Consider the following 17,966-nt stretch of genomic DNA (forward strand, 5'->3'; position numbering starts at 1 on the left):
AGCGAGTTGGTCCCACTCCTTCCCATCCCGAACAGGACAGTGAAACGACTCAGCGCCGATGATAGTGCGGATTCCCGTGTGAAAGTAGGACATCGTCAGGCTACCTATAGCGAACAAAGCCCCTGCAAAAGCAGGGGCTTTTTCGTTTCTGCTCACCATTCGGTCGCTGATTTCGTTGCCCCCGGTGTGTGATGCACTTATCTTCTCCGTTTAGTCATCGCGCGGCTTTGTCCCTCGAGTTCTTGCGTGCGCTGCTGTTCACGCCCCGGGTGACAACGCGCATGCATGGCCATTCGCCTTGAGCTATAGTGATCCCATGTTTGATGTACTGGTCTATCTCTACGAGCATTACTGGCGTCCTGACGCTTGTCCGGAGTCTGATCTGCTGATGCGAAAGCTCTCAGCGGTGGGCTTCGAAGAAGAGGAGATCAGTGAGGCCCTGGCTTGGCTGGATGGCTTGCAGACCGTGACGCATGATGAGGTCATTGCACCTTCTGATCGAGCTTCGAGGGTTTTCGCAGAGCCTGAATTGGAGCGCTTGGGGCCCGAAGCCTTGGGGTTCCTGCAGTTTCTGGAGTCAGCCGGTGTGCTGACACCGATGCTGCGTGAAGTCGTGCTGGATCGCGTGGTGGCCGTGCCGCGAGGGCCGGTTGCGCTGGAGGATTTCAAGATCCTGGTGCTGCTTGTCTTCTGGAGTCTGGGCGAGGAGCCTGATGCGCTGATCCTGGACGAACTGTTCGTTGACGACGAAGACCGTCTGATTCATTGAGGTGTTGCGCGTTACTCCGGGAGGAGTACCTCGCTTCTTTGCCTTTCAAGGTCCGCTGAAAAGTGCCGTAATCATGTTGGCGTGGGCAAATTCCTGCTGCGCTTTCACATACCGCGGCCATGTTTTTCTCGTCCTTTTCAGTCGATTCCCCTGGATACAGCACCGAAGCGGAAGGCTCGCGGCCTGGCTGGCATGTGCGACGCCTGGCGCTGCTTGCCGGCTTGGCTTGTCTGGGCGCCATGGCGGGTTGCGACCAGTTGGGTATCGAGACGCCTCAAAAGGCGGCTGAGCATCAACAGGCTGAGGCCAAAGCGATCGGTAGCGCCTGCAGGCATGCCATGCGTGCCATTGAGGATTGCTACACCTTGAACCCGAAGGCAGATAAGGCGTCTGTGTTCACTGGATGGCGGGAAATGGACGAGTACATGAGGGAGAACAAGCTGGATGGGGTCGTGCCCGTTGTCCCACGCCCGGTTTCCCCAGCTGCATCCAAGGCTTCGGCGCCTTCGAGCGATGACGAAGAAGACGTGCCGGACAAGGCCGATGGCGAGGGCGGCAGCAAGCCGGCCAAGCAAGGTAAGTCAAAGTCCCATTGATGCGCTCTTTTGCTGCAAGAAGTGGCCGGTAGCGGCGCGTTCTGCTTCTTTCTGCGGCGGAACCTCTTCGTTCAGGCGCTTGGCTTTCGAGGGGTATCGGCAGGGATTGCGCCGGAGGTTTGGTCGACCCTGGAGCATTGAGGTAGCTGAAGCCCGAGCTGGACTGGCGATTGGTCGCGATCGGTGACGGAAATCGCCCCTGGCCATCAAATCGGGGGGCTCGGGGCGCGCAGACCTTTCTACAATGTTGGACTTTCGTTTTCAAAGCCGAAGCGGCAGCCAACATGAACATCCTCCGATTTGAAGACCTCGTGGCCCAGGGCAAAGCAGCGGGCCAGCGCGTGTTCATCCGCGCCGATCTGAACGTGCCGCAAGACGATGCGGGCAACATCACCGAGGACACCCGCATCCGTGCGTCCGTGCCTGCCATCGCGTTGGCCTTGAAGGCTGGCGCGGCTGTGATGGTGACATCGCACCTGGGCCGCCCGACGGAGGGCGAGTTCAAGCCGGAGGATTCGCTGGCACCTGTGGCCAAGCGCCTGGGCGAGTTGATGGGCCGTGAGGTCAAGCTGGTGAGCAACTGGGTGGATGGCGTGAGCGTGAACCCCGGTGAGGTGGTGCTGCTGGAGAACTGTCGTCTGAACAAGGGCGAAAAGAAGAACAACGAAGAGCTGGCTCGCAAGATGGCCGCTTTGTGCGACATCTTCGTCAACGATGCGTTCGGGACCGCCCACCGGGCCGAGGGCACGACCTACGGGATCGCCCAGTTTGCGAAGATTGCCTGCGCTGGCCCCTTGCTGTCGGCTGAAATCGATGCGATCAGCAAGGCCTTGGAAGCGCCCAAGCGCCCGCTGCTGGCCATCGTGGCAGGCTCCAAGGTGTCGACCAAGCTGACCATCCTGCAGTCGCTGGCCAGGAATGTGGACGGCCTGATCGTGGGTGGCGGCATCGCCAATACTTTCATGCTGGCAGCTGGTTTGAAGATCGGCAAGTCGCTGGCTGAGCCGGACCTGCTGGGTGAAGCCACGGCGGTGATCGCGGCGATGAAGGCCCGCGGTGCTGAGGTGCCAATCCCTGAGGATGTGGTCGTGGCCAAGACGTTTGCGGCCGACGCGCCGGCGACGATCAAGGCGGCCAACGAGGTGGCCGATGATGACCTGATTCTGGACATCGGGCCGAAGACGGCAGCCAAGCTGGCCGCGCAGTTGAAGGCCGCCGGTACGATTGTGTGGAATGGCCCGATGGGTGTGTTCGAGTTCGAGGCCTTCTCCAAGGGCACCGAGACGGTGGCGCGTGCGATCGCCGAGTCGGCCGCGTTCAGCATTGCCGGAGGTGGCGACACGCTGGCTGCGATCGCCAAGTACGGCATTGAGAAGGACGTGGGCTACATCTCTACTGGCGGTGGCGCGTTCCTGGAAGTGCTGGAGGGCAAGACCCTGCCTGCATTCGAGATTCTGAGCAAGCGCGCTGCCGGTTGATTTGCGGTCGAGGCGAGCGCCGGGCTCGCTCGGCACACTGTTGGCCTTGTGCCAGCATGACAAGAGGTCTGTCCCTTAGCGGGGGCAGGCCTTTTTTGTTGCCGAGGTGTCAAGTCTTGGCGTGAGGTGGTGCCCGTCCGTGCGTGGTCTGGTGTCAGGTGTGTGGCTGCAGGGCGTTGCTGGCGGTGACCGGGTTGCCGCTTCGTTGCATGGCGCCCAGCCAGGTCTGGAACTCGGCGGGGGCCTGTTCATCCCATGGGTGAAAACCGGGGCGGTACCAGGCCAGGTAGGGCCATAGCAGGGGGCCCATCAGGCCGCCGGGTTTGTACAGCCACCACAGGCCTTTGAGCCAGATGCCCCAGCGCTGCGCGCGCGTGTAGCCGTCCACCTTGAGCATGTGGTTGAGGATCTGGAACACGAGCAGAGGGAACTGGAGGCTGACCAGCACGAGGGCCCAGACGCGGTGCAGGTAGCCGACATGGGCCACTTGCTGCATGACGTCGAAGGCGACGCCTTTGTGTTCGACCTCTTCCACCGCATGCCAGACGTACATGGCGCGCACGCGCGGGTCGGCATCGTCGAAGTGGTGGCGGTTTTGCATGAAGGCGTGGGACATCAGCGCCGTGAGGTGTTCCGCGGCCGCGGTGAGCGCCAGGGTGTGGCGTTTGCTCAGGTGCTTGCGCACGTGCTCGAAGAGGTGCCTGCGCTGGTTGGCCAGGATCTTGTCGACTTTGATGCCTTGTGCCGCCAGGCGCTTGTTGAAGGCGTTGTGGACCTTGGTGTGCTGGGCCTCCTGCTTGGCGAAATCCAGCATGGTTTGCGCTTGTTCGGGACTGTGGAGTTGATCCTTGTAGTCACGCACGCAGGCGATGAAGAAGCGCTCGCCTTCGGGGAAGAGCACGGACATGGCGTCGAAGAAGCGGGTCTTGAAGGCGTCGCCGCCAAACCAGTGGCGGGCGATGTCGCCGTCGAGACCGAAGTCCAGGCCTTCGCGCACGGTGATGGGCAGCGTGGGCGCGGGTGGGTGCGAGGGCGTGGTGAGATCGGGCGCGTTCATGGCTGGACCTTTCGGATCACTTTGCCATGGGCTTGATGTGTGCGGGGCGCAGATGCAGGGTGGCGCGGGCGGAAAGCGTGTGGGCTGCACGCGCTGATCAGCAGGCGAAAAAAAAGCCACGACGCCCTAAGGTGTCATGGCGCAAGGCGCTGGTCAGGACCCGAGAGCGGCGACCGTCTGGGGCCTGGTGGCGCGTGAGGCATCACGCTGATGGCAGGAAGGACGTGGAGAAAAGCGTGATGCCTCGATCTGGAACGCGGGCGCTCAGGCGCCGGCGGCGTACACGGCTTCACCGGCCTGGATGGGGTCGCCGGTGCGGTTGTAGGTGTCCAGCCAGAGCTTGTAGCTGCGCATCTGGCCGTTTTGCCAGGGGTGGAAGCCGGGCTTGTAGTACTGGATGTAGTGGCCGAACAGGGACATGAACAGGCCGCCCGGCCGGTACAGCCACCACAGGCCCTTGGCCCAGAGCTTGGTGCGTTGCCAGCGGCTGAAGCCGTCGACCTTGAGCATGTAGCGGGTGACCAGCAGCGCGTGGATGTTGAAGCCGAGCGTGACGATCATCATCGCCAGGATGCGCTGGAAGTAGTTGACCTTGGCGACCTTCTGCATCACGTCGAACGCGACGGCCTTGTGCTCGACCTCTTCCATGGCGTGCCAGGCGTACATGGCGCGCATGCGGTGGTCGGCGTTGGCCAGCAGGGTTTTGTCTTCGCAGAAGCTGTGGGCCATGATGGCCGTGAGGTGCTCGGCGGCGGCGGTGTCCGCCAGCGTCATCTTCTTGGGCACCTTCTTGCGCACGATGTCGAACAGGATGTGGTGCTCGATGCGCTCGAGCATGTCGACATCGATGCCTTGGTCCTTCAGGCGCTGGTTGTAGGTCGTGTGCACGATGCCGTGCTGACCTTCCTGGCGCATGAAGTCCTTGATCTCCTGCAGGAGCTTGGGGTCTGTCACCTGGTCGCGGAAGTCGCGCACGCAGGAGATGAAGTAGCGCTCGCCTTCTGGGAAGATGGTCGACATCGCGTCGAAGAAGCGCGACTTGAAGGGGTGGTTGTCGAACCAGTACTTGGGGATGTCGCCATCCAGACCAAAGTCGAGCTTTTCGCGCGGGACGATGGGGGGCGATGTCGAGTTTGTCGGGCTCATGATGTCACTCCTTTGTTTGAGTCACACAGGCATTGGATCAGGCGTGGGCCAGACCTTGGGTCAGGCCGGCATGCAGGCGGTTGCCCGCTTCAACAGGGTCGCCGGTTTCCTTGAGCAGGCGCACCCAGGGCTCGTAGCTGGGCACGACGGGCTCTTGCCAGGGATGGAAACCCGGCTTGAGGTAGGAGAAGTACTTGCCGAGCATGGGCAGGAAGATGCCGCCGGGCTTGTACAGCCACCACAGGCCCTTGGCCCAGATCTTGGTGCGCTCCCAGCGGGTGAAGCCGTCGGCCTGCAGCATGTGCTTCATGATGCGGAAGACGTGGTAGGGGAAGAGCAGCGTCACCAGCATCATGGAGCTGACGCGCGTCCAGTAGCTGGCCTTGGCGATGTCGACCAGCACGTCGTAGGCGACACCCTTGTGCTCCATCTCTTCCATGGCGTGCCATACGTAGAGGGCGCGCATGCGCTCGTCGGCTCCGTTGAAGATGTGGGGACGCTCGACGAAACAGTCGGCCATGATGGCGGTGATGTGCTCGGAGGCGGCGGTGATGCCCAGCGTGAATTCACGCGAGCAGTGCTGGCGGATGATGCCGAAGAGGCGGCGCTCCTGGCCTTCAAGGATGGCGTCGACGCCGATGCCGTGCTTCTTGAGGCGGTCGTTGTAGCGGGTGTGCAGCATGCTGTGCTGCGCTTCCTGGCGCGTGAAGTCCTTGATGTCGTGCTGCATCTTGGGATCGGTGATGCGGTCCTTGAAGTCGCGCACGCAGGTGATGAAGAACCGCTCGCCCACGGGGAAGAGGGTGGACATGGCGTCGAAGAACCGGGTCTTGAACGGGTCGTTGTCCAGCCAGTGTTTGGGGATGTTGCCGTCCAGGTCGAAATCCAGCTTTTCGCGCGGGATGATCGGGGGCGGTGTCAGTTTGGTCTTGCTCATGTTTTTGTCTCCGCGGACTCCAGTTGTCACAAGTTGTGACGGGCGTCTGTCAGGTTGAGACTTTAGGGATCCCCCTTGATGTGCGCTATGTAGTGCAGCGACATGGAGGTAATTTTGGCGACAGCGCCGACTAGGGAAAACGCTGTGAATGTGAGGCGTTTTCGGCTGTCCGTGGCGGGGGCTTGAGCGAGCCCGCGAAGACCGGATCAGCCACGCTGACGGCGGTACTGGCTGGGGGTGACGCCTGACCAGCGTGTGAAGGCCTGGGTGAAGCTGCGGCGATCGGAGAAACCCAGGCGGTCGCTGATGTCTTCGATGGCCATGGCCTCGTTCTTCAGCCATTGCTGAGCGAGCTTGTAGCGCACGCGGCCCTGGATGGCGGAGTGGCTGTCGTTGACCTCTTTGAGGCGGCGCTGCAGGGTGCGGGCGTGCATGCCCAACTCTTCTGCCAGCGCTTCGAGGCCCAGGCCCATGAGACGGGGCTTGTCGTTGAAGGCACGCTCGATCTGCTTGATCAGTTGCTGGCCCTGGTGGTTGCTGGCTTGTGAAGGCTGGGCTTCGGCGCGTTGGGCGACCTTCTGGGCCAGGCGCTGGGCAGCTTGTTCGTGCAGAACCGGGAAGGCGCCGCCCAGGGGTTGATCCAGCAGCGCGCGGTCGAACCAGAGGGCGTCCACCGGGGCGCCCCATTCGACAGGAACCTGGAAAGCGGCCTCGACCAGCTCGCTGTTGGCGTGACGCGGGTGGCGCATGGTGATGCGGCCGATCAGCGTCTGGCCGCCCAGCAACAGGCGGCTGAACTTGATGGTGGTGGTGATGACCCCTTCCGTGAACGGCCAGGTGCGCTCGAAGGATTCGTCCGGCACCGAGAAGTGCAGCGCGATGCGGGCTTCCTGACCGTGCTCGGCCAGCGAGAAACGCATATAGGGATTGATGAGCGGCGGAATCCACTCGAGCGCGCGGGTGGCATCACGCAGCGAGGCGCTGGTGGTGATGAAGGTTTCCACATCCGACATGTACTCGAAGGCGAAGGTCTCGCCCAGCACGACGGGGAAGTGGCGTGGGCTGCCCACCCGGCGTGTTTCCTCGACGCAGCGCTGCATCAGCCGCTGCATGGCGTCGCGCGAGACGGTGGAGGTCTCCGGATGCAGGCTGGCGGTGTCGATGCCTTCCTGGCGGAAGATGGCTTCGATGTCGATGCCGCACAGACGGGCCGCGCGCACCCAGTTCGTCACGGTGACGAAGGGGATGGGTGTTTCGACAGGCGGTTCCGTGGTCGGCTGGTTCATGAGGCCCTGGATCAGGCGTTGGCGGAGGCGGCCTCGGCCGGCGCGGTCTGGAAATGCTGCAGCCATTTCAGGACTTCGGCCGTGGTGAGGTCGGGCATCTCGAAAGGATACAGGTGAGTGCCCTTGATCCACGACATGTTGCGGCCCACCAGTTGTTTGATGCCTTCGACGCCGACCTTGCGGGTTTCGCGCGAGTGCTCGCCACCGATGAAGGCCAGGGGGCACTGGTGAGGGTGGCGGCGGAATTCCTGCAGCAGGTTGTGCGGCATCGACGCGTAGATGGCGGACTCGATGTCGCGGCGGAAACTCAGCTTGCGCGATTTGCCGTCCAGATGGGTTTCGGTGCCGTGCGCCAGGTAGTCGTTGAGGATGCGCGGGTGGAACGCGGCGAACTTGGGCTTGGACGAGAAGTGCTCATGCGCGACCTGCAGGCTGGCCCATTCCTGGGTGCGTTGGGCGGCGATGCGCGCCGGGGTGACCACGCGGTCCAGCGTGCCCAGCTTCTTGGCCAGGCCGACGCCCGCGTTCTTCCAGCCGTGCAGCACGGGCGAATCCATCACGACCACGCCCTGGGCCAGGTGCGGGTAGCGGCTGGCGGCCATCAGGCTGAGGTAGCCACCCAGCGAGTGGCCGACCAGGTAGGCCGGGTGCCCGACTTCGCGCTCGATGAAGTCCTTGAGCTGGACCACCAGATGGGGCCAGTCCATGGTGACGGGGTAGCGCGGGTCGTGGCCGAACTTGTCGAGCGCGTGCACCTCGTAGCCGGCGGCGCGCCAACCCTCGAACAGCGCCTGGTAGGTGCTGGCCGGAAAGCTGTTGGCATGCGAGAAAACGATGGCGCGGTGAGCGGTGCGTGGCTTCATGTCAGTCTCATCTGGAGGGCCCATGTGACCGTTTTCGGCCAATGGCTCGCCGCGCTGAACAGGTTGACAACATTACTTCGGATGTCATTTGTGTGCCATGGAGTGTAAGGTCGTTGCGTCAGGGCATCAAGGTTCTGATCTGGGGACGCATTTCGGGCGTTCAAGCAAGGGGCTTTGGTGTGACACTGAAAGCAGATAGACAACCCAAAGAGCTTTCAGCCATGCAGCGTGCCACCAAGATCGTCGCCACCCTCGGTCCCGCATCCTCGACGCCGGATGTGCTCGAAAAAATGCTGCTGGCCGGGGTCGATGTGGTGCGCTTGAACTTCTCGCATGGCAAGGCCCAGGACCACATCGACCGCGCGCAGGCTGTGCGGGATGCGGCGGCCAAGGTCGGCAAGGTGGTGGCCATCATGGCCGACCTGCAAGGCCCCAAGATCCGCGTGGGCAAATTTGCCGAAGGCAAGGTGATGCTGGAGCCGGGCCAGGCCTTTGTGCTGGACGCCAGCCGCACCGAGCCGGGTGACATCCGCGGCGTGGGCCTGGACTACAAGGAGTTGCCGCGCGACGTGAAGCCCGGCGACACGCTGCTGCTCAACGACGGCCTGATCGTGATGACGGTGGAGGCCGTCAAGGGTGAGGCCGTGCACACCGTCGTCAAGCTGGGCGGCGAGTTGTCCAACAACAAGGGCATCAACAAGCAGGGCGGTGGGTTGACCGCGCCCGCGCTGACCGCCAAGGACATGGAAGACATCAAGACGGCGGCGAGCTTCCAGTGTGACTACATCGCCGTGTCCTTCCCCAAGAATGCGACGGACATGGAGATGGCGCGCCAGCTGTGCAATGTGGCAGGTGAGCCCTGGAAGCACCGCCCCGCGCTGATCGCCAAGATCGAGCGCACCGAGGCCATTCCCAATCTGGAGGCCATCCTGCGGGCGTCGGACGGCATCATGGTGGCGCGCGGCGACCTGGCCGTGGAGGTGGGCAATGCCGCCGTGCCGGCCCTGCAAAAGCGCATGATCAAGATGGCGCGCCACATGGACAAGGTCGTGATCACGGCCACGCAGATGATGGAGTCCATGATCGTCAACCCGGTGCCCACGCGCGCCGAGGTGTCGGACGTGGCCAATGCCGTGCTGGACGGCACCGACGCCGTGATGCTGAGCGCCGAGACCGCGGCCGGCAAGTACCCCATCGAGACGGTCGAGCAGATGGCCAACATCGCGCAGGCCGCCGAAGCCGCCGAGGAGCTCTCGCTGGACGCGGACTTCACCAACACCACCTTTGGCCGCATCGACCAGTCGATCGCCATGGGGGCGCTGTTCACGGCCTACCACCTGGGTTGCAAGGCCATCATCGCGCTGACCGAATCCGGCTCGACCGCGCTGTGGATGAGCCGGCACAAGATCCACGTGCCCATCTTCGGCCTGACGGCGCAGCCGATTTCACAGCGCAAGATGGCGCTTTACCGCAATGTGCGGCCGCTGCTGATTCCCAACTACTCCGACCGCGACGAGGCGCTCAAGCACGCCGAGGCCATGCTGGTCGAGCGGGGGGTGCTGCGCCCGGGCGACACCTACGCCATCACCTGTGGCGAACCCATGGGCCACCCCGGTGGCACCAACATGCTCAAGGTGTGCGAGGTGAAGTAAAACCCTCCGCCCGAAACTGGGGGTAGGTAAGGCGGCCGGGCTTCGTTAGAATTCGGCCCAGTTCCAACGCGCGAACGACGCTGTTCTGCGCGTTTCATTTTTTTGTTTCCGCTTACCTGGGGGTTTCATGGCACTCGTTTCGATGCGTCAGCTGCTGGATCACGCCGCTGAAAATAACTACGGCATTCCGGCTTTCAACGTGAACAACCTGGAACAAGTCCAGGCCGTGATGCAGGCTGCCGATGAAGTCGGTGCCCCCGTGATCCTGCAAGCCAGTGCGGGCGCCCGCAAGTACGCTGGCGAGGCCTTCATCAAGCACCTGATCCAGGCTGCCGTCGAGATGTACCCCCACATCCCCCTGGTGATGCACCAGGATCACGGCCAGTCGCCTGCGATCTGCCAAGGCGCCATCAACCTGGGCTTCGGCTCGGTGATGATGGACGGCTCGCTGCAGGAAGACGGCAAGACCCCGGCTTCGTTCGACTACAACGTCGACGTGACCCGCAAGGTCGTCGAGATGGCCCACAAGGTCGGCGTGACCGTGGAAGGCGAACTGGGCTGCCTGGGCAACCTGGAAACCGGTGAAGCCGGCGAAGAAGACGGCATTGGCGCCGAAGGCAAGCTGGACCACAGCCAGATGCTGACCGACCCCGAAGAAGCCGCCGTGTTCGTCAAGGCCACCCAGCTGGACGCGCTGGCCATCGCCATCGGCACCAGCCATGGCGCCTACAAGTTCTCGCGCAAGCCCACGGGCGACATCCTGGCCATCAGCCGCGTCAAGGAAATCCACAAGCGCATCCCCAATACCCACCTGGTGATGCACGGTTCTTCTTCGGTGCCCCAAGACCTGCTGGCCATCATCAACCAGTACGGCGGCAAGATGAAGGAAACCTACGGCGTGCCCGTGGAAGAAATCCAGGAAGCCATCAAGTACGGCGTGCGCAAGATCAACATCGACACCGACATCCGCCTGGCGATGACCGGTGCCGTGCGCAAGTTCCTGGCCGAGAACCCCGACAAGTTCGATGCCCGCGAGTGGCTCAAGCCCGCCCGTGAAGCCGCCAAGCAGATCTGCAAGCAGCGCTACATGGAATTCGGTTGCGAAGGCCAGGCCGGCAAGATCAAGGCCATCTCGATGACCGAGATCGCCGCCATGTACGCCAGCGGCAAGCTGGCCCAGGTCGTGGCCTGATCGGTCTGGCGAGTACAGAGCCCGGCAGCCGCAAATGGGTGGCCGGGTGCAATAGGCGAGGGCGCAGGTGCCCCGCCTTTTTTTTGTCTTTGAGCGTTTGGAAATCCCGTGGCGAATCGTCTGGTGAAGTGGGTCTTGGGGGGCGTGGCGACCTTGGTGCTGGCCGGTGCGGCCGCGGTGGTGGTGCCCACGTGGTTGACCCTGTCGGGTGAGCCGGTCTCGTCCGTCCAGGTGGCGGACGATGCGCAAACGCGCTACCCGATCGTGCTGGCGCATGGCGTGATGGGGTTTGGCTATGCGGGCAAGCAGTCGTACTGGCATGACATTCCGGAGACCTTGCGGGCCCATGGCGCCAAGGTCTACGTGACCCAGGTGTCGGCGTTCAACAGCTCGGATGTGCGCGGCGAGCAATTGATGGCCCAGGTGCGCCAGATCATGCTGGAGACGGGCGCCAAGAAGGTCAACCTCATCGGACACAGCCACGGCAGCCATTCCGTTCGTTACGTGGCGGGCACGCACCCGGAGTGGGTGGCCTCGGTGACGACGGTGTCGGGCCCGACCATGGGCTCCGAGGTGGCAGACTGGTTGTTCGAGTTGACCAAGACCAGGCCCTGGCTGGCTGACGCGCTGCTGGGCCTGGGCAACAAGCTGGGCGCCTTGATCAACTGGATCACCGGGGCCGACCTGCCCATTGACTCGGCCGAGGCCATGAAGTCGCTCACCCAGTCCGGTGCGGCGTTCTTCAACCAGCGCTTCCCGGCGGGCGTGCCGGAGCAGGCCTGCGGCGAAGGTGCGCATGTGGTGGACGGCGTGCGCTACTACTCGTGGAGCAGCATCGGCCAGTTCTACCGCGCCCTGAACCTGGCCGACTACCTCATGAGCCTGTCGGGCAAGGCCTTTGTGCGCGAGACCGACAACGATGGGCTGGTTGGCCGCTGTGCCAGCCACCTGGGCGAGGTCATCCGAGACGACTACCCGATGAACCACTTCCAGGCTGTGAACCAGTTCTCCGGGCTGGTTGGGCCGGGGGCCGACCCGGTGGGCTTGTTTGTGATCCATGCGCATCGCCTGAAAGAAGCCGGGCTCTGAGCGCACGAAGGTGGCGTTGCACGCAGCAAAGGGCTTTGCCGTATGCTGTGCCCGGTTTTTCCCCATAACGATGCCCCACTGACGGAGACCTTCATGCTCAAGCTCTACGGATTCTCGCTGTCCAACTACTACAACAAGGTCAAGCTGGCCCTGCTGGAAAAGGACGTGCCCTTTGAAGAGGTGCTGGTCTCGTTTGGCAGCGAAGGCAAGCAGGACAAGTCCCCGCTGGGCAAGGTGCCGTATATCGAAACCGAGAACGGCTTCCTGTGCGAGAGCCAGGCCATCGTGGAGTACATCGAAGCGCGCTGGCCCACGCCGGCCCTGATCCCCGCTGACCCCTGGCAAGCGGCCAAGGTGCGCGAGGTCATCACCTATTGCGACCTGCACGTGGAGCTGTGCGCGCGCCAGCTGTATTCGCAGGCCTTCTTTGGCGGGACCTTGCCCGAGAAGTTCATCGAACGCGTCAAGGGCGACCTGATCAAGAACATCGCCGCGTTCAAGCAAGTGGCGAAGTTTGCCCCTTACGCGGCAGGCGACACCTTCACGATGGCCGATTGCGCCGTGTACGTGAGCCTGCCGTTGGCGGCCCTGGCCAGCAAGCTGGTGTGCGGTGAAGACCTTGTGGCTGCAGCGGGCATCGACTGGAAGGGCTACGTCAAGCTGATCGAAGCGCGCCCCACGGCGCAGAAGGTCGCGGCGGACCGCAAGGCTGACCAGGCGCGTGCCGCGTCCAAAGCCAAGGCCTGAACGCCACAGGCGTGTGCCCCAAGCCCGGCTGTGGTACAAAACACAGCACGGGTGCCGCCTGACGCAAGCCAGTGCGCGACACCTGACTGAAACTCAACAGGAGGTGCGCTCATGGCGGAGGGTGTACTGGCTCGCCACCATGTCATGGACATGGGCTCTGGCGACCGGGTGATTGTGCTGGCCCATGGCTTTGGCTGCGATCAACGCATGTGGCGGCATGTCGCGCCCGCCCTGGCTGCAGACCACCGTGTCATCCTGTTCGACCATGTGGGTAGCGGGCGCTCTGATGCGTCGTCGTGGCGCCCGGAGCGCTACGCCAGCCTGGCGGATTACGGGCGCGACGTCATCGAGATCCTGGACGCGCTGAAATGCGGTCCGGTCGTGTTTGTCGGGCATTCGGTGAGCAGCTCCATCGGCATGCTGGCGGCCATTGCGCGCCCCGAACTGTTCGAGCGGCTTGTGATGCTGTGCCCCAACCCCTGTTTCGTCAATGACCCGCCGGCCTACGAAGGCGGGTTCGAGCGCGAAGACATCATGGATTTGCTGGATCTGATGGACCGCAACATGAGCGACTGGGCCAACTTCTTTGCTCCGGTGGCCATGAAGAACGAGGATCAACCGGCCTTGCGCTCGGAGCTGGCGCAAAGTCTGTGCGCGGGTGACCCCGTCATCGTGCGGCACTTTGCGCAACTGGTGTTCTGGGCCGATGTGCGCGACCGGCTGCCGCTGCTGCGCGTGCCCTCGCTCATCCTGCAGGGGGGCGACGACAGCATCGCGCCCTTGTCCGTGGGCGACTACATGCATGCGCATCTGCCCCAGTCCACCCTGGTGCGCATGGCGGCCAGCGGCCATTGCCCCCACATGAGCCATCCATCTGAAACCGTTCAGTTGATTCGCGCGTATCTGGACACCACGGTCTAGTCACCCTTTCAGCCGATGGCCGCATCTGCACACCATTTTGATCATCTGCCCGTTGCCGTTGCGGTGGTGGATGACGATGGTCTTTTGCTGGAGGTAAACCGGGCCCTGGCCAGCCTGCGGGGGCAGACGGCCGACGAGCTGCAAGGGCAGCAAGTGGGCGTGCTGATGTCCAGGGCCTCGGCCCTGCTGTATCACTCGTACATCTTTCCGCTGTTGAAGATGTCGGATCAGGTTGACGAGGTGTCGATCCAGCTGCGAGACACCGAGGGGCGTCGCATCGACGCCCTGATGAGTGCGCGGCGCGAGGTGGTGTCGGACGGTCGCGGCGTGGTGCGCTGCGTCTTCATGCGCCTGAAAGAGCGCGGACGGCTGGAATACCAGTTGCTGACGGCCAAGCGCGCCGCCGACGAGGCGCCGGGCTTGTTGTTCCAGTTGCGGCGCGAGCCGCGGGAGGCGCCTCGCTTCACCTATGTCACCGATGCCATCCGGCGCTTGTTCAACGTGGCGCCTTCACAAGCGCTGGAGGATGCCGATGTGGTCTGGCGCCAGATCCATCCGGATGATGCGCAGCGGGTCCAGTGCACGCTGGACGCATCGGCCCTGGACTTGAGCCCCTGGCGCTGCGAGTGCCGCGCCGTGGTTGATCAGCAGGCGATGTGGCTGGAGTTGCACGCCACGCCCCATCAGGAGCCGGACGGCTCGGTGGTGTGGAACGGCTACATCGCCGACATCACCGAGCGCAAGGACATGGAGCTGGGCTTGCGCGAGAAGGCGTCGGCCGAGCGGGCCAACCAGGCCAAGAGCGAGTTCATGGCGCACATGAGCCATGAATTGCGCCCCCCCCTCAATGGCATCCTGGGGTTTGCACAGCTCTTGCAGATGCAGGATGCCGGCAACCTGCGTGCGGACCAGCGCACCAAGCTGGGCTACATCGAGGCAGCCGGGCAAAGCCTGCTGCGCCTGATCAACGAGGTGCTGGAGATCTCCCGCATCGAGGCCGGGCACATGTCGGTGCAGATGGCGGATCTGCCGCTCGACGAGGTCATCGAGTCCAGCCTGTTGCTGGCCGAGCCGCTGGCCGCGAAGCGGCGTGTCAACCTGAATTGGGTGGGCGCGCGTGGCGCGGTGGTGCAGGCCGATCGCCACCGCTTGGGCCAGGTCCTGTTGAACCTGTTGACCAACGCCATCAAGTACGGGCCCGAAAGCGGGCGTGTGGACGTGCAGGTCGAGTTGCTGGCGGGCGATGTGATCGAGTTGCGCGTGCAGGATCAGGGGCCGGGCTTGAGCCTTGCGCAGCAGGCCCAGTTGTTCCAGCCCTTCAACCGCCTGGGGGCCGAGCACAGCCAGGTGGAGGGCGTGGGCCTGGGCCTGGTGATCACGCAAGGCCTGGTCGAGCTGATGGGCGGGCAACTGCGTGTGCGCAGCGAGCCCGGTGAGGGGGCCTGTTTTGTGGTCAGCCTCCAGCGGGCGAGCGCGCCGGCCCCGGGGCTGGGTGGGGGCGACACCCAGGTTGCCGACCTCGTGCCTGCAGAGGCCTCGCCCGGTGTCCCCCCTGAACAGGCGCGCCAGCGCGTGCTGTACGTGGAAGACAACCCCATCAATGCCTTGCTGATGAGCACGCTTTTCGAGGGCTCGCGCCAGTTCGAGTTGCTGGTGCTGGACACCGGTGGCAAAGCCCTGGCGGCGCTGCGCAGCGGCCCCTGGCCGGATGCCTTGTTGTTCGACATGCACCTCGCGGACATGGATGGCGTCACCTTGCTGCACGCGGTACGGCAGTTGCCGGGCTGGGCGATGCAGCCGGTGGTGGCGGTGTCGGCAGACGCCATGCCCGAGGAAATTCGCCGGGCACTGGGTGCCGGCTTCGATGATTACTGGACGAAACCCCTGGATGTCACCCGCGTCGAGCCGGCGCTGCGCCGTTTATTGAGCGCACAGGTGCGCAGTGACGGCACAATGTCGGTTTGACGATTTCGGTGGCGGGATTTTCCGGCGCCACCGCCCCGACCTGGCGCTTCCATCCATGACCTCAGCCCTGCACACCTCCGCTCTGACCTCTCTGCCCCTCCTTGCCCGTGGCAAGGTGCGCGACAACTACGCCGTGGGCAACGACCGCATCCTGATGGTGGCCTCGGACCGCATCAGTGCTTTCGACGTGATCATGGGCGAGCCCATCCCCGGCAAGGGCGCCTTGCTGACCAAGATGGCACTGTTCTGGTTCGAGCTGCTCAAGGACGTGGCGCCTAATCACCTGACCGGTGAGGACCCCGTCAGCGTGGTCACCCCGGCCGAGCGCCCCCAGGTGGAAGGCCGCGCCATGCTGGTCAAGAAGCTCAAGCCCCTGCCCGTCGAGGCGGTGGTGCGCGGCTACCTGGCTAACAGCGGCTAGAAGGAATACCAGCACAACGGCGAAGTCTGCGGCGTGAAGCTGCCTGCCGGCCTGCAAAACGCCAGCAAGCTGCCCGAGCCCATCTTCACGCCGGCCACCAAGGCCGATGTGGGTGACCACGACGAGAACATCAGCTACGACAAGATGGTCGAGATCATCGGTGCCGACCTGGCCGCCCAGGTCCGCGAGCTGGCCATCAAGCTCTACAAGAAGGCCGCGGATTACGCGCTGACCAAGGGCATCATCATCGCCGACACCAAGTTCGAGTTCGGCCTGGACGACCAGGGCACGCTGACGGTGATGGACGAGGTACTGACGCCTGACTCCTCTCGCTTCTGGCCCGTGGAAGGCTATGAGACTGCCTTCAAGGCTGGTGCCAACCCGCCCAGCTACGACAAGCAGTTCGTGCGCGACTGGCTGGAGCAGGCCACCGTCAACGGCCAGCCCTGGGACAAGACCGCGCCCTCGCCCGCCTTGCCGCAAAGCGTGATCGACAACACCGCGGCCAAGTACCAGGAAGCCTTGACCCGCCTGACGGGGCAGTGAGGCGCCTCAGGGGTAAATAAAAAGGGCGTCCAGTGGACGCCCTTTTTGCTGGGTGGCGGGCTGGGATGCCCGCCTGATCCTGATGATCAGTTGGCCTTGCGGCGGCGAGCCAGCAGGCCCAAAACGCCCAGGCCGGCCAGGCTCATCGCCAGCGCTTCGGGTTCCGGCACCGCGGCGGTCACGCCCAGGTTGCCGTAGTAGTTGCCGCCCGACTTGCCGGCAGCGTGGCCGGTCAGCGCAATGGTGTAGTCCCCGGCGGCCAGCTTCGTGAAGCTGAGGCTGGAGTAAATGCCGGTGGCGTTGATCGCGCCAGAGCCCATGAAGTCATTGGGACCGGTGAGCTTGATGGAGTCGAACACGGCGACCTTCAGCAGCACGTTGCCCTTGGCATTGAACAGCGGGTCGGAGATGGCGCTGAAGCTGACGTCGCTGACACCGTCCAGATGGAAGGTGTAGTAGTCGTCGAAGACCTGGTTGGGGCTCAACTGGCGCACGTCGACCGTGGCGAACGAATAGCTGGGGTCGGTGTCGTCGGCGACCAGCGTCAAAGGTACGGTGATGCTGGCGGGGTTGGCGGCCAGGGCGGCGCTGCTTGCCAGCAGGGCGGCCAGAGCGGCGGAGGCGAATTTGATGGTCATCTGGGAACTCCCGTGAATGCGGTGCCGGATGGCGGCAAGGACAACAGTCCAATGCGAATACCATGCCATGGCTGGTGTGACATTTTACGCACCCGTGCGCGGCTGTCCCCCTTTGGTTGAGGGGGGGACAGGGTTTCATGCGGCGGGATATCCCGCATCAGGCCCCTTCTTGGGGCGTGATCGCATGCGCGGCAGCAAGGGTTTGCGCCAATTCGGGCGACGCCGCCCACTGTTTGATCGTTTCCGCCGCATCGCCCACGCCGATTTTCTTGAGCGAGGAGAACAGGGCGATGCTGATGTCGGCTTCGTCCGTGGCCAGCTCGGACAACACCTCCTGCGCCTGGCGCAGCGAGTCGGCGCTTTCCTTGCGGTTGAGCTTGTCGGCCTTGGTCAGCAACACCAGCAGTTTGATTTCGCCGTTGCGCACGCGCGGGGTGACGAACTCCAGGAGCTGGCGATCCAGGTCGGTGAAGCCATGGCGCGAGTCCACCATCTGCACCACGGCCGTGAGGTTGCGGCGCAGGGCCAGGTAATTGGCCATGACTTCCTGCCAGCGCAGCTTGGCGGTGCGTTCCACCGCGGCATAGCCGTAGCCGGGCAAGTCGGTCCAGACCTGGTCGGGCGCGGCCTTGGGGCCCAGGTGGAAGAGGTTGATGTGCTGGG

The 17,966-nt window shown here is 63.7% G+C and carries 15 protein-coding genes, 1 rRNA gene and 2 pseudogenes; 11 read left to right on the plus strand and 7 right to left on the minus strand.

What is annotated here, in order from left to right:
• From rrf to HY019_RS21175, 4 genes are all read left to right on the plus strand, one after another.
• Positions 1-101: ribosomal RNA gene (gene rrf / locus HY019_RS21160) — 5S ribosomal RNA — on the plus strand; the annotation flags it as partial.
• 215 nt (positions 102-316) lie between these two features.
• A complete protein-coding gene (locus HY019_RS21165) occupies positions 317-769 on the plus strand; it encodes a DUF494 domain-containing protein (protein WP_290695946.1) in 453 nt (150 codons plus the stop codon).
• A gap of 119 nt (positions 770-888) precedes the next feature.
• The gene (locus tag HY019_RS21170) at positions 889-1,365 is read left to right on the plus strand and encodes a hypothetical protein (protein WP_363302803.1); all 477 of its coding nucleotides are present in this window, start codon (positions 889-891) and stop codon (positions 1,363-1,365) included.
• 284 nt (positions 1,366-1,649) lie between these two features.
• A complete protein-coding gene (locus HY019_RS21175; protein ID WP_290695948.1) occupies positions 1,650-2,843 on the plus strand; it encodes a phosphoglycerate kinase in 1,194 nt (397 codons plus the stop codon).
• A 154-nt stretch (positions 2,844-2,997) separates the two neighbouring features.
• On the opposite strand, the gene HY019_RS21180 is transcribed toward HY019_RS21175, so the two are convergent.
• The 5 genes from HY019_RS21180 to HY019_RS21200 form a co-directional block, all read right to left on the minus strand.
• Positions 2,998-3,900, minus strand: a complete 903-nt coding sequence (locus tag HY019_RS21180; protein WP_290695950.1) for a metal-dependent hydrolase — start codon at positions 3,898-3,900, stop codon at positions 2,998-3,000.
• Positions 3,901-4,164: 264 nt separating this feature from the next.
• Positions 4,165-5,046, minus strand: a complete 882-nt coding sequence (locus HY019_RS21185; protein ID WP_290695952.1) for a metal-dependent hydrolase — start codon at positions 5,044-5,046, stop codon at positions 4,165-4,167.
• Between the two features lie 37 nt (positions 5,047-5,083).
• The gene (locus HY019_RS21190; RefSeq protein ID WP_290695954.1) at positions 5,084-5,983 is read right to left on the minus strand and encodes a metal-dependent hydrolase; all 900 of its coding nucleotides are present in this window, start codon (positions 5,981-5,983) and stop codon (positions 5,084-5,086) included.
• 206 nt (positions 5,984-6,189) lie between these two features.
• Positions 6,190-7,269 (minus strand): AraC family transcriptional regulator, encoded by a 1,080-nt coding sequence (locus HY019_RS21195; RefSeq protein WP_290695956.1) that lies wholly within the window; start codon positions 7,267-7,269, stop codon positions 6,190-6,192.
• 11 nt (positions 7,270-7,280) lie between these two features.
• Positions 7,281-8,132 (minus strand): alpha/beta hydrolase, encoded by an 852-nt coding sequence (locus HY019_RS21200; protein WP_290695958.1) that lies wholly within the window; start codon positions 8,130-8,132, stop codon positions 7,281-7,283.
• Positions 8,133-8,353: 221 nt separating this feature from the next.
• Here HY019_RS21200 and pyk point away from each other — a divergent pair, with 221 nt between their 5' ends.
• From pyk to HY019_RS21235, 7 genes and pseudogenes are all read left to right on the plus strand, one after another.
• On the plus strand, positions 8,354-9,784 hold the full coding sequence (gene pyk, locus HY019_RS21205) for a pyruvate kinase (RefSeq protein ID WP_290695960.1): 1,431 nt from the start codon (positions 8,354-8,356) through the stop codon (positions 9,782-9,784).
• Between the two features lie 127 nt (positions 9,785-9,911).
• Positions 9,912-10,976: a class II fructose-bisphosphate aldolase gene (gene fba / locus HY019_RS21210; RefSeq protein ID WP_290695962.1), complete on the plus strand. Its 1,065-nt coding sequence runs from the start codon at positions 9,912-9,914 to the stop codon at positions 10,974-10,976.
• Positions 10,977-11,084: 108 nt separating this feature from the next.
• Positions 11,085-12,065: a triacylglycerol lipase gene (locus tag HY019_RS21215; RefSeq protein WP_290695963.1), complete on the plus strand. Its 981-nt coding sequence runs from the start codon at positions 11,085-11,087 to the stop codon at positions 12,063-12,065.
• Positions 12,066-12,158: 93 nt separating this feature from the next.
• Complete coding sequence (locus tag HY019_RS21220; protein WP_290695965.1) at positions 12,159-12,812, plus strand: glutathione S-transferase family protein; 654 nt, start codon at positions 12,159-12,161, stop codon at positions 12,810-12,812.
• Positions 12,813-12,923: 111 nt separating this feature from the next.
• Positions 12,924-13,733, plus strand: a complete 810-nt coding sequence (locus tag HY019_RS21225; protein WP_290695967.1) for an alpha/beta hydrolase — start codon at positions 12,924-12,926, stop codon at positions 13,731-13,733.
• A 15-nt stretch (positions 13,734-13,748) separates the two neighbouring features.
• Positions 13,749-15,698: an ATP-binding protein gene (locus HY019_RS21230; protein ID WP_290695969.1), complete on the plus strand. Its 1,950-nt coding sequence runs from the start codon at positions 13,749-13,751 to the stop codon at positions 15,696-15,698.
• 55 nt (positions 15,699-15,753) lie between these two features.
• A pseudogene (locus HY019_RS21235) lies at positions 15,754-16,665 on the plus strand (phosphoribosylaminoimidazolesuccinocarboxamide synthase).
• A gap of 86 nt (positions 16,666-16,751) precedes the next feature.
• On the opposite strand, the gene HY019_RS21240 reads toward HY019_RS21235, so the two are convergent.
• The gene (locus HY019_RS21240; RefSeq protein ID WP_290695970.1) at positions 16,752-17,303 is read right to left on the minus strand and encodes an FxDxF family PEP-CTERM protein; all 552 of its coding nucleotides are present in this window, start codon (positions 17,301-17,303) and stop codon (positions 16,752-16,754) included.
• A 157-nt stretch (positions 17,304-17,460) separates the two neighbouring features.
• Positions 17,461-17,966 (minus strand): annotated as a pseudogene (locus HY019_RS21245) (YihA family ribosome biogenesis GTP-binding protein); the annotation flags it as partial.

It is taken from the genome of Aquabacterium sp., assembly GCF_016195855.1.
GTDB lineage: Bacteria > Pseudomonadota > Gammaproteobacteria > Burkholderiales > Burkholderiaceae_C > Aquabacterium.

What these genes read in the sequence shown, in the direction of transcription:
- HY019_RS21165 (WP_290695946.1), top strand. Translation starts at nt 317, where the DNA reads ATGTTTGATGTACTGGTCTATCTCTACGAGCATTACTGGCGTCCTGAC.
- HY019_RS21170 (WP_363302803.1), top strand. Translation starts at nt 889, where the DNA reads ATGTTTTTCTCGTCCTTTTCAGTCGATTCCCCTGGATACAGCACCGAA.
- HY019_RS21175 (WP_290695948.1), top strand. Translation starts at nt 1,650, where the DNA reads ATGAACATCCTCCGATTTGAAGACCTCGTGGCCCAGGGCAAAGCAGCG.
- HY019_RS21180 (WP_290695950.1), bottom strand. Translation starts at nt 3,900, where the DNA reads ATGAACGCGCCCGATCTCACCACGCCCTCGCACCCACCCGCGCCCACG.
- HY019_RS21185 (WP_290695952.1), bottom strand. Translation starts at nt 5,046, where the DNA reads ATGAGCCCGACAAACTCGACATCGCCCCCCATCGTCCCGCGCGAAAAG.
- HY019_RS21190 (WP_290695954.1), bottom strand. Translation starts at nt 5,983, where the DNA reads ATGAGCAAGACCAAACTGACACCGCCCCCGATCATCCCGCGCGAAAAG.
- HY019_RS21195 (WP_290695956.1), bottom strand. Translation starts at nt 7,269, where the DNA reads ATGAACCAGCCGACCACGGAACCGCCTGTCGAAACACCCATCCCCTTC.
- HY019_RS21200 (WP_290695958.1), bottom strand. Translation starts at nt 8,132, where the DNA reads ATGAAGCCACGCACCGCTCACCGCGCCATCGTTTTCTCGCATGCCAAC.
- pyk (WP_290695960.1), top strand. Translation starts at nt 8,354, where the DNA reads ATGCAGCGTGCCACCAAGATCGTCGCCACCCTCGGTCCCGCATCCTCG.
- fba (WP_290695962.1), top strand. Translation starts at nt 9,912, where the DNA reads ATGGCACTCGTTTCGATGCGTCAGCTGCTGGATCACGCCGCTGAAAAT.
- HY019_RS21220 (WP_290695965.1), top strand. Translation starts at nt 12,159, where the DNA reads ATGCTCAAGCTCTACGGATTCTCGCTGTCCAACTACTACAACAAGGTC.
- HY019_RS21225 (WP_290695967.1), top strand. Translation starts at nt 12,924, where the DNA reads ATGGCGGAGGGTGTACTGGCTCGCCACCATGTCATGGACATGGGCTCT.
- HY019_RS21230 (WP_290695969.1), top strand. Translation starts at nt 13,749, where the DNA reads ATGGCCGCATCTGCACACCATTTTGATCATCTGCCCGTTGCCGTTGCG.
- HY019_RS21240 (WP_290695970.1), bottom strand. Translation starts at nt 17,303, where the DNA reads ATGACCATCAAATTCGCCTCCGCCGCTCTGGCCGCCCTGCTGGCAAGC.